The organism is Phormidium sp. CCY1219 (assembly GCF_035615515.1).
Classification (GTDB): Bacteria; Cyanobacteriota; Cyanobacteriia; order Cyanobacteriales; family Laspinemataceae; genus CCY1219.
On sequence record NZ_JAJENT010000003.1, the window covers coordinates 15,047 to 31,293 of the forward strand.

Here is a 16,247-nt window from a genome sequence, read left to right on the forward strand (position 1 = left end):
ACAACCCGCCACCGCCTGAAATTTACCTTGCCCGATTCTTATACTAGCTGCATCTTTTCCCGGGGGTTCGATTGCCCTCGGGCGATCGCGATCGCCTCTTTTTGCCAACAATTAAAACAAATTACTTCATAATAACACATATTCAGCTAAAATGCAAGCAGAAAATTACTGAAAATTTACGCCTCCTGACAGAGCCAAGCGGGGGGGTTTTTCGGTATAATTACTTATTTAAGAAAAAATCCAAACTTGGGCAACCTATAAAATATTCATAATTTGTTACAAGGAGGCAACATGGGACTGACTATTGGCACGGTGGGGAACGACTTCGCGATCGCCGGCTCCGACTCAGAGACCCTTCTGGGTTTTCCCGGAGACGATACACTGCTGAGTCTCGATGAAGATGGCAATCTTCAGGGAAATCAAGGAAATGACCTGATCCAAGGCAATGGAGGAGACGACACCCTGTATGGCGGACAGGATTCCGATTCCCTCTTCGGCGGCGAGGGGAAAGACCAATTGTTTGGCGACAAAGGGAATGACTTCGCATGGGGTAACGAAGGTAACGACTTCCTCATCGGCGCAGAAGGCAATGATTTATTATTTGGCAATCAAGATAATGACTTAATATTCGGTGATTCTGGTAACGATATCTTGCATGGCGGTCAACACGAAGATTCCGTTTATGGCGGCGAGGGAAATGACAGCGTATTTGGCGACAAAGGGAATGATTTAGTCGCGGGAAGCGAGGGCGAAGATTACGTTTATGGCGGGGAAGGCGACGACGTTGGATTTGGCAATAAACAAAATGACCACCTCTTTGGCGATGGGGGAAACGATACGTTTTATGGCGGATATGATGACGATACCCTGTATGGCGGAAACGGCAACGATTGGCTTTATGGCGAAGCGGGGGATGATTTTTTATTCCCAGACGCAGGGGCAGATACCCTCAGTGGTGGCGACGGGAGCGATATATTTATTTTAGCCAGAGGCATGGGGGGGTTTCGGATTGCCGAGGCGAATGTAATTACCGATTTTAACTTCGATGAAGATTTAATCGAATCGATTGAAGACTTGCGGTTTGAAGATTTTAATATTTTTGACGGGAGTGGAGAATATGAAGGAAGCGCGATCCTGCAAGACGATCGCACCAAAGAGTATTTGGCGATCGTAGAAGGTGTGAGTCGAGATATTCTCATCACTGGCACTTCATTTATCGAACCCCCTTTGTCTCTCAGCGATCTCGGAATTGCATTTACAGCCCCCCCCAGTACGCCGACGAGACCGCCGCGCCAGGTATGGATCGTGAACGATACCACCCCAACGGGAATACTCGGAGTTGTGACCCCACAGGCCACCAGTACCACGGAATACGAGATTACCGCGATCGCAGACAGTTCCGGACAACTCCTACCCGATTCCTTCACCATAGATTCCACCACCGGTGAACTTTCCTTCAGCGATCCGAACGCCGCGACGCAGGCGGATTATTTTGACCTGGATATTACCATTACCGATACCGATACCGATACCGATACCACAGAAACCTATCGCATTTATACCTCAATTCAATCGGCGATCGACGAGGCGGTGGCGGGGGATACTCTGCGCGTTGCACCAGGCACCTATGTAGAAGACCTGCAAATCAATAAATCCGTCACCCTCAACGGTGCGAATTCCGGAATACCTGGAAATGACGCCACTCGCGGCACCAATGAAACGATTATTAATTCTGCATCCGGTGTGTCGGGAATTCAGATTCTCGCCAGCAACGTGACCCTAGATGGAATTGAAACCGATAGCGATATTTTGGCCACCGCCAATAGCGAACCCCTGGAAAATATCGCCATCCAAAACGTTCGTCTGTGGGGAGCAATGGATGGCATTAATTTAGAAGAAGCCGCCAGCGCTTTGGTGGAAAATAATTTAATTGAAGGCGGCGGCGGCATTATTATAGGTTGGTTTGACAACGCAACCGAGGCCACAGTTCGCAACAATATTCTCAATGAAGTTGAATTTGGAATTTGGGGGTCGCTGTCCGGTTCTACCCTGGACAATAATATCATCAACGCCGGGAATACTGTCAGCGATTCCGATGCGGGAATTGGCGGAATAATGGTCGATTCGAGCATTATGAATAATCAGGTAAGCGGTTACGAGAATGGCGCGATCGCGATTAATTTAGAGTCAAAATCTGCCGATGTTATCCTCGCCAATAATACGGTGGAAGCTTCAGATATCGGCATTTTGATTTCCCCGGAGGTGCAGAATGCTTCGGTAGGCAACAATAGCTTTGCCAACAATACCGAGGATCTGAAAGTGTCGGCTACCGATCCGATTTCTCAGAGCGCATCGGCCAGTTTTTCCACTGCGCCGATGAATATTATTATCGGCTCGATGGGCGATGATAGCTTAACCGGCACGGAGAATAATGACCTGTTGCTCCCCGGGCAAGGGAGCGATACCTTAACCGGTGGAGAAGGAATGGATACGGTGGTTTATGCAGCGATCGCGACTGGTGCGGTGAGTGGCGATCGCCTTTCCGACTTTAGCTTTGGCCCGGAGGGTGACGCGATCGGGATAACTGGCAATCTCAGCGGATTGAATGCAGGGACGCCAGTGGTACTCAAAGATACCAGTAGTTTGGATGGCACGGAAAATGCGATCGCCGATACGGAAGCGAACGTTTTAGCCGTAACCAGCAGCAGTGCCAGGGTTGCTTACGCCCGCGATACCGGGACGCTGTATTTCGATCGAGATGGAGATTTTACCACCGATGCGATCGCGGCGGTGGATATTGGCATCGGCAACTTCACCGACAGCAATCTGCTATTTTTAGACTCATAACCACAGCAATGGGTCATGCATCCCTCGATCCATGACCCATCTGCTTGACTTGCAAATATGACGTGGCACGCCCAAGGTGCCAGTTCCCTACTGCGTGGCGAGGGGAGCCGGTTTGAGTTGCGCCATCAGGGTAGACACCGCTCGAGCATAGCAAGGATCTGCCCGGGTGCCGCGCAACTCGGGATCGCTTGCCAGTTGCCGTTCTTCCTCAGCACTCAAATCGATAACGATATCCGGGGTAATTCCTTTATGGCTGATATCCGTACCATTCGGAGTATAGTAGTGGGCGATGGTCACGGTCAAACCCGACCCATCCGACAGAGAGTGAACCGACTGCACCAGTGCTTTGCCGAAGGTTTGAGAGCCGATAATCGTAGCGCGTCCGTTATCTTTCAGGGCACCGGATAAAATTTCGCTCGCGCTTGCAGAGTTATCGTCCACCAGGACCGCCAGGGGTAAATTGGTGATGGCAGATTGATTGGCGCGGAAATCGTGGCTTTCCCCATTGCGGTCTACGGTTTGCACGATCGCACCGCTATCCATCCACATGCGAGCGATATCGATACTGGCATACAATAAGCCACCGGGATTGCCGCGCAAATCCAATACGAAGGCATCCACATCGCGATCGCTCAACTCTTCGATCGCCGAGCGCATTTGTTCGGCAGCGTGAGAACTGAACTCCTGCAACTGAATGTAACCTACGTTTCGCCCGCCTTCCTGCTGTACCTTATAATGAACCGCTTGCAGTTCGATGCGAGCGCGTTCCAGGGTGACGTCAAACTCCCCGCGATCGCTGCGGTAAAGCCGCAAACTCACCTGCGTCCCCACCTCCCCCCGGATTAAATCCGCAGCTTGTTCCACGCTCATCCCTTCCGTGGGTTGGCTGTCAATCGCCACAATTTGGTCTCCTGCTTGCACCCCTGCCGAGATCGCCGGCGAATTTTCCAGGGGTTCGACCACCGTAATGATTTGCGTCTCTGGGTTGAGTTCCAGACGAATCCCCACCCCAGACAGTTCTCCCGAGGTTTGACTGGTGAGCTGTTCGTACTGATCCGGATCCAAAAACCGCGTGTAGGGGTCGTCTAATTTGGCTAAAGCGGTTCGCACTGCCGCATACGCTTGCTGTGCCGAGGTATAGTCTCGATTCAGCAGTTCGGTGCGGGTGGCTTGCCAATCCATTTGATTAAAGCTGCCATCCACATATTCCCGATTCACAATTTGCCACACTTCATCGACAATCGCTTTCGGACTCTCTTCGAGTTCGGCGCGCACGGCGCGCGAACCGATTGGCGCTAATAAGGATAAGATGGCTGTGGTGGCACATGCCCCACCAAACAGGGCAGTTTTCAGCCAAGAGTTGCGGTTTGTGTATGAATTCATTTAGATTCTTGCAGTGATTGGATGATATACGGCAACGGAAAATTAAAAAAGCAAAACGGCGATCGGCGTTTCACAGCGGGATGACAGCGCAGCCGGGACTTTCGTTCGGTCGAGCCGGCATGTGACTCGCCTGGGTTCTACAAGGGGTTTGAGGGCGATCTCGGTTTTTTTACCCGGCGCGACGCAAGTTTTTCTCTTTTGGGCGATCGCAGAAAACAACCTAAACCTCTACCTCCATTTATAACGTTTTCTCTTCCCAGTGCCGAGTGCTTTTGAGAACACTCCATCCCCCTCGCCATCTTCTTAAATCTGCCACACTCAAGAGTGGGAATCTCTTTGAGCGACGATCTCAGCTTTTTATAAATTTTTGTAACAATCCCCTCCATGTGCTTGCCCGTTTAGATGGTAGTGACTTCACCAGGCTCGAAACGGTTTCCGGAGGTGAACCCAAAACCCCAGACCCCGTTATGCGTGGCTAGAGTTGCACTGCTATTTTTCATGCCCACCTTTATTTTCATTATATCGCTACAATACTTAATAAATCAAACCCTCTCCGATTCGGATTTCTTCTCTTTTTCGGTGACGGTTGTCAACACCGAACCAGAGAGTCAGCAGGAGAGCGTGTCTTTCCCCCGTTTGGGGAAAGCGTAACCCAACGAACCGCAGTTCAGCAGCAACAGCAGAGGTCAAGGTGCCGTGATATCCAAAGCGAAAACAATGTTTGCAACCGGGAAACCGGGATGGGTCAATCTGAGCATCGCCCTGGTGGCGCTCATCGGCGCGATCGCCTTGCAGCAAATGCGCCTGAACGACCCGCGATCGGGGAGTCTCGACCCGCAAAAAGCCCAACAACAAGAAGCCCTGCAACTCGAGGTGCTGGCGCGATCGCCCACCTTCGGGTTCGATAACTTACTCGCCGACTGGCTTTTCTTAAAATGGGTGCAATATTTTGGCGACGAGCCACTGCGCGAGCAAACCGGTTACGATCTCAACGACGATTACTTCGATCTGATTACGAAGCTCGATCCGCGCTTTGCAGAAGTTTACCCTTTTATTTCCACCGCCGTTTCCTTTACCCAAGGTAAACCCGAAACCGGGATCGCCTTCATGGAACGCGGTACCGCCGCCCTGTCGCCAGAAATGGATCCCAAAGCCTATATGGTTTGGCGATACAAAGGTCTCGACGAGTTACTCTTACTCGGCGATATCGAAGCGAGCATTTATTCCCATGAAATGGCAGCTCAATGGGTGAAAGCCACCCCGGAAGAAGACGCCGCAGAACTTGCAGAACTTTACCAACGAATGGCTCAATTTCTCCGCAGCGACCCCGACAGCACCCCGGTGCGATTTTGGGCGTGGAACGAGGTGTATCATAACGCAATGACGGAAAGCGTCCAACTGCGCGCGGAGGAAGAACTGTTAAAACTCGGAGCCGAAAAGCAAATTACCGAGTCCGGAGGGGTGCGCTTTTTCTTACCCGAACCAAGCAGTGGAGAATAATGGCCAAGCAGAAGAAAAACTCCCCCAACTTAGCCGGTGAGTCTTCCCCTACTCGGAAAAAGCACCGGAAAACGAGGAAAAATGTTTTAATTTTTGTCACGTTACTGTTGACATTTTGCGCGATCGCTGCTTTAATGCAACAGAGAAAAACCCTGCAACAGGCCGCCGCACAACCGGTGGATGCCATTTTGGTCCTCGGCGGTAGCATCAAACGGGAAATGTATGTGACGAAACTCGCCAAACAGCATCCCGAAATTCCCATATTGATTTCCCAAGGGTCTGAGGCTCCTTGCGTGTGGCTGCTTTTCGAGCGCGATAACGCACCGATGCAGGGCGTCTGGTTAGAACAATGTGCGGATTCTACTTTTGGCAATTTTAAATTCGCCTGTCCCATCCTGGAGCGGTGGGATGCGCGCCATGTGAAAGTGATTACCTCTCCCAGGCACTTACCCCGCGCCAAATGGCTGGCGCAAATTATCTTAGGTGCGAAGGGCATCTGGGTGGAAATGGAATTAGTCGAGGAACAGGGAGTTCCGGGAAATCGCGAGTTTTGGTTAAAAACCCTGGTGGATGTGACGCGCAGTGCCCTGTGGGCGATCGCCGCTCAGTTTTATACTCCCCACTGTACTCAAGTGCAACCCCTCACCGCCGTAGATATGGAACAGTGGGAACGAGAAGGATTCCAGTGCGAACATCAAGCCGGTTTATGAGCGTCAAACGCTCCCCCAAACCATTAAGACGCGCGATCGCGAATCTCGGAATAGGCGATCGCCCGCAGGGTAGACAAAGGCACGCTGTAAAAATACTCGCGCCGAAACTGCTCCTCGCGTACCGCCGCAAAAAATTGGGCGATTTCCCCAGAAGGATAAAGTGAGAGTTCGCGATCGTCTCCCCCGTCATCCGTGGCCACACATTGCACCCCATCGGCGATCGCCGTAATTTGAAACCCCAAATGCTCCAAGGTTTGCAATCCCAACCCCAAGGTGCGATCGCTCACTCCCACCTTTTCGCGCAACTGCTGGCGCGTCGCCACCTGACCCGTGCGACTCAGATATTTTGCCACCCCCACCAACTGCTGCCAAATCTGTAGCGGTGCTAGGGGTGGCGGCGGTGAGTAAGCGATCGCCAATGTCTTCCCCGACTCCATCGCCAACCCAAACCACTGGTGAAACTCCTCCCAACTCCTCGGACACTCGGACAACACGATCGCCGCATCCACCTCGTCTCCCCCGACCCTTTCCTCCCCCACCCACAACTCCTCACCGCGCCAATCCACAATCTCCAGAGGGCATTCCCCCGAAACCGCCACCGACCCCGCCGCCCGACGCACCGCAATCAACCGCACTTCATAGCGTCTGTTGTAACTATTCGAATCCAACTCCACAATTGCATCGCACTCATCCGATGGCAATTCATCTTTATAATGTCCCCACCACACTCCCGGAAATCCCCGTCCCGTAGAATCATCTACAATTTCAAATTCCGTTTTAATATATTGAACTTTCCCCCCCTTAAAATCCTTAATATTGCGATGCCAAACATGTTGAAAGCGACAATTTTCAATAAAAATCCTCGGCACCGGATTCCCCATCCCGCAAGGTTCGAGCAATTTCAATTCTTGGAATAACGGTTTTCCCAATTGCGCCACCTTACACACCAAATCCGCTTGCACCACCTGTACCCCTAAATCGCCATTGCGCCAGCGTTGCTCGCGCAAATGCCGATTAATCGCCTCAGTAAATAAGGGAATATTTTCCACCGGCAAACTCAACCCCGCCGCCAAGGGATGCCCGCCAAATCGGTGCAATAAATGCGCCTGTTCTTTGACTAATTCATATAAATCGATACCATTCACCGATCGCGCCGAACCTCGGGCAAGCGCCTGGGGATCGAGTAACGGAGAATTGACATTTTCTTGGGTTTTAACGCTGTCTTCGGTCGTGAGTAAAATCGTCGGTAAAGCGCACTCTTGCGCCACCTGACCGGCAACTAATCCCAGAACCCCGGCGGGCCATTGCGGATCGTCGAGGACGATAACTCGCGTGGTGGAAAGGTCGAGGTCTTCTAATTTTTGAGAGACTTGTTTGGCCACATCTTTTTGCACAGATTTACGGCGCGTATTGGCCAAATCGGTGTCTAACGCCAGTTTTTGGGCGCGCCGACGATCGCGGGTGGTGAGCAATTCCACACAGAAAGAGGCATCCCCATGAATGCGACTGACCGCATTAATCCTCGGACCGATACCAAAGGAAATATCCGTCGGGCGATCGCCATGTCGCTTGCACAAGTCTAACAGTTCTCCCACCCCCGGACGCCGCCGGTCCGTGGCGGGTTTTTTAAACTCCCGATGCAGGCGATCGATACCCACCTGCGCCAGATAGCGACTTTCTCCGCGCAATTCCACTAAATCGGCAATTAAACCAATCGCCACTAAATCTAACAGCGCCCCTAGCGGTTCTTGGGGAACCTCTGGCATGATTTGATAGAGCGCTTCCACCAGTTTATAGGCAACCGCAACCCCGGAAAGTGTCGCCAGGGGATGGTTTTCTGGGAAATGGCGCGGGTTGACAATCGCCACCACTGGGGGACGCATCGTCGGTAAGGTATGGTGATCCGTGACGATGGTCTCGATACCCAATTCCCGCGCATACTCGATTTCCTCGAGATTCGTGCTTCCCGTGTCGCAGGTGACGATGAGTCGCGTCCCACTGCTCGCTAATTGGTCGATTCCCCCATGGTTTAATCCGTGGGATTGAGTCAGGCGGTTGGGGATGAAGTAGGTTAGATGGGTATGGCGATCGAAAAACTGCCCCAATCCGTCCCATAACACGCTCGTGGCGGTGACGCCATCCGCGTCAAAGTCCCCCCAAATCGCCACTTTTTCCCCCCGAGCGCGCGCTTGTGCCAACCGTTGCACCGCCCAGTGCATTTCCTGGAATTCAAACGGACTGGTGGGTTGAAAGGTTTGGGGATTTAAAAACTGCACCAATTCCTGGCGATCGCGAATTCCTCTTTGCCACAGCAACATCGCCGCATAGTTGCCCGACAATCCCGGTGCATGGCGTCGGACTTCCTCCAAAAACCACTCGGGAGGTTGCACGGGTTGCTCTATTCGCCACTCGGTCTGCGCCTCACCCATCTTCTCTTATCCCATTTTTCGGTCATTCTCCCAGTGTTGACAGCTTGCAAGTACGAGCTGTCAACTCATTTTTCCCCAACCCAATGGGTTTTTCAAATTCTACAGCATCTCGGTTTTCCCTGGCAAAATTCCCCCCTTCACCTGCAATGTCTGAATATTATGTAGGGTTGCCGATGCCAATCCTACATATTCATCATGGAATTTTAATGTCAGTGATGAGCTGGATTGAAAATTTGCTAAAATTTTAACCCTAATTCTTCTAATTATAATTCAATGTTCCTCTAGATTAGAGTGTCACTTCATCAATCTCCGCCAAAGAAGGAACGCGATCGCCACCCAAACTCGCCTCCTGACCCTCTTTAGTGCGCTGACAGCGAATGGCAAACTGACAACCCTGGCACAATCCCGATGCCGTAACCGGAACTTGGGGAAAAGGTTCTCCCCTTTCTTCATAAGCTTGCAACCATGCTGTCAGTTGATTTAACAATCGCGCAAGCTGCTGACGAATGCGATCGTGTTTGTCAGTATTGTAAGCAAATCGCAAGCTCAGCGACGATTGGCCGAATTCCGGATTTCCTGCCGAGCGAACAAACCAATAGCTCATCGAAATTTTTCCCGGCAGATAATCGCTCGTTTCGGCGAACAGAAACGGATACAATTTCGTTTGCCAGTTTCCCTCAACATAACGCGGATTGGTTGGCAAGGGATAAGTTTTCCAATCTAGGATTTGAGCGGTATTTTTTTCAGCAATTAATAAATCGTAAACGGCGACTAACAAATACCCGTGGAATTGAAGCGTGCGGCAGTGTTCCGCCTCGCGAAATACCTCACCATTCCCCCGATCGCTCCCATGAAATAATTCCGGTGCAGCATCGAGCAAACCGCGATAGCAGCGTTCCATCACCGGGTCTTCTTGCAGGAGAGATTCCACCGGCAAACCCAGTTCTCGCTGTTGCATCAGCAAGTGAAAGCGATTGCCCCAGGCGATTTTTGTTTGTTGTTCTGGGGAGATGGGGGCGTTGGACTTTTCCAAATAGGTATATTGAAATTTGCGCGGGCAAGTTTGCAGTACGTTAAGTTGTCCTTGGGAGACGCGCCGCTCGATTTTGGGAGAGGAATCCTGCTTAACAGAAGAGAAATTCATCGGTCTTGGGTTAAAACGAACAAACTGCCTTGATTGCCCCTGCCAATTCGCAGAGTATCATCCAGGTAGGTAATATCTAACCAACCTTGGCGATCCGCGGAGGGAATCTCGAAATCAAGGGCGAGAAATTTTTTGCCGGTTTCGATTTCCTCGATAAAGCGATCGGGAGAGCGATAGCCAATCCATTGTTGAACGCCAGCGATCGCCCGCTCGAATTTTACCGTAACTCGGCGCTCTGAAACCGGCTCAAATCGCGCCCCCACGCTGACCAATCCATTCAGATAAGGCAAACCGGCAATTTCAGCGATATTGTAAATTTTGTTTTCCCCAGGGCGAATGCATTGATAAATCGTTCCCAATTTAGCGAAGGGGAAGCGATCGAGACCCAGGAGTTCCTCGCTGGTGGTGTAGAGCAATCGCCAATTGCCCGCCAGCAGTTCTGTCGCTTCCACCGGGCGCGGGGTCGGGTTGCGGTCTTCTAATTGAGCAACGGCGGCGAGAATGGCTTGTTTTTGCGTTTCTGTCGCCAGCAACCCGCGATTTTTGCCCGCTAGGGTTTCGAGTAAAGCAGCTTTTCCAATCATGGTTTTTCGAGTAAACAAAAGCAAGAGATGAAATCCTCGATGCTCTGTAGTTGCCCATCGGCGATGACGCCTCGGGAGAGATTTCTCCCCATTGCTTATGCGAGGCACTGTAGCGCAATTCGACTAAAATTGTTAAAAGGTGTGGTTGTATTGGTGTCAGCCAATCGCGCCTCGAGCCGTGCAAAGGGAGTTAATGGGGGAAAATTGCGGAATTTCCCTTTCCAGGGTAGCCTGGAAGCGCAAGAACCCGAGGCACTGCCTTCAGGGGGTTAGTTGACGGCGGCTAAAGCCGCAAGTTCGTTTTTCCTCCCCTGGCTAAAGCACGGGGGTTTCCAAACGTATCGGAGGTTATCATGAAAATCATACCCGATCGCCCAAGCGCAGATCTGAGCCGCGATCGCCCTGACCCCGAAAGGCACCCACGCAACCATTCAGTTCCATTGGCTTTAACTCCAGGAGTGTTCGATGTACAATCCTTCTCTACGTGAAGAACCTCGGCATAAAGTAGCTGACGTCATTCCCGTACAGCAAGAAACTTCTATTCTCGACTGGTTGGAAACCGAAGGTCGCTTAATTCCCCGCGAAACTCAAGAGAGTGAATTTGAAAGCGAGGAAGAAGAAATTGCCGACCTGATGTCTAATGAAGAGTCGAATTACGACGACGAAGACAACGACGAAAACTTTGAGGAGGATTAAGAAGATCGACTAACCGGGATGGGGGATTGAGGGAGTGTGAATTGGCTAGGGATGCATGAGCTTAATCCCATCGCCCCGCAATTCCCATCCCTGTGTTTGTTGAGTAACTCTTTGGATTTACCGGAGACGGGATTGGCGTCCTTGGAGTTACTCGGTGTGGAGTGAGGAAATCGAATCAGTGGACGCAAAAATTTTACCTATTCCGTCATTTAACCTCTCCGGGACCGTGCTGTTTTGGCTATTAACCGCGATCGTCACGGCAGGATCCCTAATTCTCGATGGGTTAGGTGGACGTTTCTTTAGTCTGGGCGAATCCCTAACCCTGCCCCTGTTGGGTTGTACTGTGGCAACAGTGGCGGTGGGTTCCTGGATCGTTCCCCTACTACAGCGCCTCAAAACCGGACAAGTCATTCGAGAGGACGGTCCGCAAGCGCATTTGAAAAAAGCTGGCACTCCGACAATGGGCGGGGTGTTTTTTATTCCCGTGGCCACGATTGTCGCGCTTTTCTGGTCCGGATTTGCCCCCGACGTGATTGCCGTCTGCACTCTTACCCTCGCCTATGCCTTGATTGGCTGGATCGATGATTGGCAAATTCTGCGTCGGCGATCGAATAAAGGAATTTCGCCGAAAATGAAGCTGGCACTGCAAATCGGCATCGGGGCGCTGTTTTGTCTGTGGCTTGGGTTGACCCAACCGAGCGCTATTACCAATGTAGCGCTGCCGTTTGGTTTGGTGTTGCCCTTGGGTGCGTTTTTTTGGGTCGTCGCGGCGTTTGTTTTAGTTGCCGAAAGTAATGCCACCAATCTCACCGATGGCGTGGATGGACTGATGGGGGGAACCGGCGCGATCTCCTTCCTGGGATTGGGCGCTTTAGTGGCTTCCACCCACCCAGAGTTGATGATTTTCTGCGCCTGTATCAGTGGCAGTTGTCTCGGTTTTGTGGCATTCAATCGCAATCCCGCCCGGGTGTTTATGGGGGACACGGGTTCCCTCGCCTTGGGAGGTGCTTTAGCAGCAGTAGGACTCACCACCCACGATCTCTGGGGTTTATTTATTCTCAGTGGGCTGTTTTTTGTCGAATCTATTTCGGTAATTGCCCAAGTGCTTTATTACAAAGCCACCAAAGGACCCGATGGCATCGGCAAGCGCTTGTTTAAAATGGCACCGATTCACCATCATTTAGAATTGAGTGGCTGGTCAGAATTGCAAATCGTCGCTTCATTTTATGTGATGAGCTTTCTTCTGGTGTTGATGACCTTGGCGTTCCGTTAAAATATTTCAAGTCGGCTAGGCGTTGGCCTAACCGACTTTATTTGCTTCATTGCGTGAGAGGCAAGCGAAAAGTTTTTGGTGAAATAATGAGGGGTTGAATGGCGGAAGCGAATTCTCAACATTTTTTACCCGAGGTGTCGGTGGTGGTGCCGGTTTATAATGGCGAGGAGGATTTGCCGGCTTTAATCGAATGCCTGCGATCGCAAACTTATCCGGCGCAAAAGGTGGAGTATTTAATTGTGGATAACAATAGCCGCGATCGCACCGCCGCTATCGTGCAACAAGCGGCTGAGGAATCCGATGCGATCGCTCTTCGTTTATTGCACGAAACTGATATTCAAAGTTCTTATGCCGCCCGCAACACTGGCATCCGCGCCACGAACCGCGAGTTTATCGCCTTTACCGATGCCGATTGTCGCCCAGAACCCAATTGGTTATTATCATTAATTCAGGGATTTGTCAAGCCTAATGTGGGAATTGTTGTGGGCGAAATTTTCGCTCTACCCGGGAAAACTGTATTAGAGCAACATGCACAACGGGAAAACACATTATCTCAAAAACATACCTTAGCGCATCCATTTTGTCCCTACGGTCAAACCGCAAATCTGGCTATCCGTCGCCAAGCATTTGCAGAGGTGGGGTTATTTCGCGCTTATTTAACTACCGGTGGCGATGCGGATATCTGTTGGCGAATTTTGCGCGAAACTAATTGGACGTTGGAATTTGCCGAAACTGCGATCGTCAAGCATCGCCACCGATCGACCCTGCAAGAATTGCAAAGTCAATGGCGCAGATATGGGAAATCTAATTCCTATTTACACGAATTGCATGGTGTGGAGTTGATGCGCCAATTTGACCGACGAGAATATTTTTATCGCTGGAGTCGTTGGTTATTGAAAGAGTTACCAACTTCCACCCTGAAGGCGATCGTCGGAAAAGCAACTCTGGTGGATATGGTTTCCACACCCATCGGATTGTTCTGCGTCAGGGCGCGATCGCGCGGTCAACGGGAAGCGCAATTACCAGAAAAGGCACGCCAAATTGACAAGTTATAAAACTCTATTTCCTGGCGTCGCCGTGGGATTTACTCCTCCTGGATTTCCCTCGGGAATTGAGCCAATTGGTATGGCGATCGCGCGGGTAAAACCAATTGAGAATTGAGCATTGTTTCGCGTTTCAATTCTCAATTCTCAATTCCACGCCCTCCTTAATTAAGGCAAGGTTTCTGGTTTAGGTGGCACGGATGCAATCGTAGATTGCCAAATAATTGCCCCCGGGATTGTTCCACGAGTAGTCATATTCCATTCCTTGAAGGGCAAGTTGGCGAAACGCTTTGGGGGAATTATACCACAATCCAATTGCGCGATCCATCGCCGATTCGAGCGCGTGAAAATCCGTATGGTGGAACATGTAGCCATTGCGCTTTTCCGGCGGCGTGTTTTCGTCATAATCGCGATCGAAAATGGTATTCACCAAACCGCCCACTGAGCGCACGATCGGCACCGTGCCGTATTTTAAGCTAATCATTTGAGTTAGCCCACAGGGTTCGTAATTGCTCGGAACCACCATCATATCGGATCCAGCATAAATCAGATGGGAAAGTTCTTCATTAAATCCGAGTTCTAAGTGGCAGTCTGGATTTTCGTTTAAGAAGCTTTTTTCGTGCCAAAAATGAGCGTTGATTCTCGATTCGGTTGCCGAACCAAGTAGCACGAATTGCGCGCCTTTTTCCAATGCGTAGTAAATCGCATGATGAACCAGATGCACCCCTTTTTGCGTGTCCAGTCGTCCGATGTAAGCCACAATCGGCTTATCTGTTTCGCGCAACAAGAGTCGCTCGCGCAATGCTTGTTTGTTTTTGGCTTTGATGTCTAAGGTGTCTGGGGTATAGTGATGGGGAATGTAGCGATCGACCTCGGGATTCCAAAAGTCATAATCGATGCCATTGAGAAGGCCGCGAAATTTATCCTGGTGCAAATGTAAGGTATGACTTAAACCACAGCCCACTTCCGTGTAGTGCGCTTCCCAAGCATGGTGAGGCGAAACAGTGGTCACAGCGTTGGAATAAACGATGCCTCCTTTCATATAGTTTAAGGCAAAGGGATTGAAGTTATCCCGCAGGCGATCGTAATCGAAGTAATACGCTTCTTGATTTAAACCCGTTGCCCACAAGGTGTCTACACCGGCAATCCCCTGATGTTTAAAATTATGAATCGTGTAGCACACTCGCTGGTTCTCCATGCCGTGATATTTGTAAATCTCGAACAGCATCACCGGCACTAACCCGGTTTGCCAGTCATGGCAATGAATGATATCCGGTCGCTTATTGCTTTGCAGCAAAAATTCTAAAGCCGCTTTGTTGAAGAAGGCGAACCGCATATTATCATCATCGCAACCGTAATAACAACCGCGATCGAAGAAGTTATCCTGCGAATGAGGTTCGATAAAAAAGCACACTCGTCCATGCACCCAGCCACAGTAAACAGAACAGTGAATGGCTGCTCCATACCACGGCACCCATAATTCCTGATAGGCCTCGTGGAGTCCCCAAATATGGTCATAACGCATACAGTCGTATTTCGGCAGAATAATTTCTACGCAGTTGCCTCGGATTTCTAATTCCCGGCTGAGTCCGTAGACCACATCACCCAAGCCACCGGCTTTGATGACAGGGGCACATTCTGACGCAATCTGGACGATGTACATCTTGGCTCCTCACTTCACAAAACTTCATGTTTTCTGCTTCCATTCATTACAGGAAAAAGGTCTTTTTTGGCAACTGACTCGCAAGAATCTCTGCATTCTGCCGCAACAATCCGGTTATAAAGTAATTATTTATTTTTTGAATTTTACTTTAAATGTTTGCAAACTATCTAACTTTTAAAATAATTATTCAAACGGATAATATGAGGAATTTTCATTCCTTGGAAAACACTCCCCCCTCAAGGCTTCTCCTTAACCCGCGCCCCCAATCCCTAGGCCAAAGAAACAGGGGCACGAGTTTCTGGCTTTCTGTTAATGATAGTTATCACTTATAATTTATGCAGAAATAGTCATTAAGAGGTTATCAGTGTTCGCGTTCCCTGATTCAGTCTAACCATCGCGGGGAGACGAGACTGAGGATGGGCAGCCTATCTTGAAAAGTATGTCCCGGCGATCGGTTTGTTGTGCCGCTAGGGTTTTGTTTCCGCAACTAGGTAGAGATTTGCGATCGCCAGATTGGATCCGGGGGAATTTTCTCAATTGCGATCGAGCGGTAGTTCGGATATCCATCTATGCAACACCAACAGCGATCGATAGGGAGTCTCTAATAAACCTGCGCGCGCGTCGCGCGCGAAAGCCGGCGGGGGCTCTCCCCAGCGCTTCGCCGTCGCAGATTTAATTTTGAATTGAATGTTGTCCCCTCTTTATAGAGAAGACTCCCACAAGGCGGCGGGATTCTTCCCGACCTCCAGCCATCCGCCTCCAGCAAACGCCCCTCGGATCCCCTCCCACAAATCCCTTGAGAATCCAGCTTTATCTCCCGATTCACCCTCCTCCTCAAGAATCCTGAAAAAAATTAGCGCTTCAATCCCTTGCTGCATGGCGATTTCAGCAGTATGTCAAAAAAAAATCCAAAATTTTTTCAAAAAAGGGTTGACATTCCCGAATGGGGTTGTTACATTAGTAAAGCGCCTGAAG

Annotated in this window: 11 protein-coding genes; 6 read left to right on the top strand and 5 right to left on the bottom strand. The window is 50.4% G+C overall.

All coding sequences use genetic code 11. The features are described 5' to 3' along the window. The first annotated feature begins 291 nt into the window (after window positions 1-291). The gene (locus LKK83_RS00095; RefSeq protein WP_324628711.1) at window positions 292-2,847 is read left to right on the top strand and encodes a NosD domain-containing protein; all 2,556 of its coding nucleotides are present in this window, start codon (window positions 292-294) and stop codon (window positions 2,845-2,847) included. A gap of 87 nt (window positions 2,848-2,934) precedes the next feature. On the opposite strand, the gene ctpB is transcribed toward LKK83_RS00095, so the two are convergent. After that, window positions 2,935-4,230, bottom strand: coding sequence for a carboxyl-terminal processing protease CtpB (gene ctpB / locus LKK83_RS00100; RefSeq protein WP_324628712.1), 1,296 nt, complete (start codon window positions 4,228-4,230; stop codon window positions 2,935-2,937). Window positions 4,231-4,947: 717 nt separating this feature from the next. On the opposite strand from ctpB, the gene LKK83_RS00105 reads away from it, so the two are divergent. Both LKK83_RS00105 and LKK83_RS00110 read left to right on the top strand, forming a co-directional pair. Next, on the top strand, window positions 4,948-5,730 hold the full coding sequence (locus LKK83_RS00105) for a hypothetical protein (RefSeq protein WP_324628713.1): 783 nt from the start codon (window positions 4,948-4,950) through the stop codon (window positions 5,728-5,730). Beyond that, window positions 5,730-6,440: a YdcF family protein gene (locus tag LKK83_RS00110; RefSeq protein WP_324628714.1), complete on the top strand. Its 711-nt coding sequence runs from the start codon at window positions 5,730-5,732 to the stop codon at window positions 6,438-6,440. Before LKK83_RS00105 ends, LKK83_RS00110 begins: the two co-directional genes overlap by 1 nt. A 23-nt stretch (window positions 6,441-6,463) precedes the next feature. Here the strand turns inward: LKK83_RS00110 and recJ are convergent, their stop codons facing one another. The 3 genes from recJ to LKK83_RS00125 all read right to left on the bottom strand — a co-directional run bounded on the left by recJ (window position 6,464) and on the right by LKK83_RS00125 (window position 10,597). Next, window positions 6,464-8,869: a single-stranded-DNA-specific exonuclease RecJ gene (gene recJ / locus LKK83_RS00115; protein WP_324628716.1), complete on the bottom strand. Its 2,406-nt coding sequence runs from the start codon at window positions 8,867-8,869 to the stop codon at window positions 6,464-6,466. A gap of 286 nt (window positions 8,870-9,155) precedes the next feature. Next, window positions 9,156-10,013: a PD-(D/E)XK nuclease family protein gene (locus tag LKK83_RS00120; protein WP_324628717.1), complete on the bottom strand. Its 858-nt coding sequence runs from the start codon at window positions 10,011-10,013 to the stop codon at window positions 9,156-9,158. Further along, the gene (locus tag LKK83_RS00125) at window positions 10,010-10,597 is read right to left on the bottom strand and encodes a PAP/fibrillin family protein (RefSeq protein WP_324628718.1); all 588 of its coding nucleotides are present in this window, start codon (window positions 10,595-10,597) and stop codon (window positions 10,010-10,012) included. Before LKK83_RS00125 ends, LKK83_RS00120 begins: the two co-directional genes overlap by 4 nt. A 465-nt stretch (window positions 10,598-11,062) precedes the next feature. Between LKK83_RS00125 and LKK83_RS00130 the strand changes: the two genes are divergently transcribed. The 3 genes from LKK83_RS00130 (at window position 11,063) to LKK83_RS00140 (ending at window position 13,621) form a co-directional block, all read left to right on the top strand. Then, a complete protein-coding gene (locus tag LKK83_RS00130) occupies window positions 11,063-11,293 on the top strand; it encodes a DUF3134 domain-containing protein (protein WP_324628719.1) in 231 nt (76 codons plus the stop codon). Window positions 11,294-11,471: 178 nt separating this feature from the next. Then, complete coding sequence (mraY, locus tag LKK83_RS00135; RefSeq protein ID WP_324628720.1) at window positions 11,472-12,566, top strand: phospho-N-acetylmuramoyl-pentapeptide-transferase; 1,095 nt, start codon at window positions 11,472-11,474, stop codon at window positions 12,564-12,566. Window positions 12,567-12,664: 98 nt separating this feature from the next. Beyond that, window positions 12,665-13,621, top strand: a complete 957-nt coding sequence (locus LKK83_RS00140) for a glycosyltransferase (RefSeq protein ID WP_324628721.1) — start codon at window positions 12,665-12,667, stop codon at window positions 13,619-13,621. 175 nt (window positions 13,622-13,796) lie between these two features. On the opposite strand, the gene glgA is transcribed toward LKK83_RS00140, so the two are convergent. Further along, window positions 13,797-15,272: a glycogen synthase GlgA gene (glgA, locus tag LKK83_RS00145; protein ID WP_324628722.1), complete on the bottom strand. Its 1,476-nt coding sequence runs from the start codon at window positions 15,270-15,272 to the stop codon at window positions 13,797-13,799. Window positions 15,273-16,247: the final 975 nt, after the last annotated feature.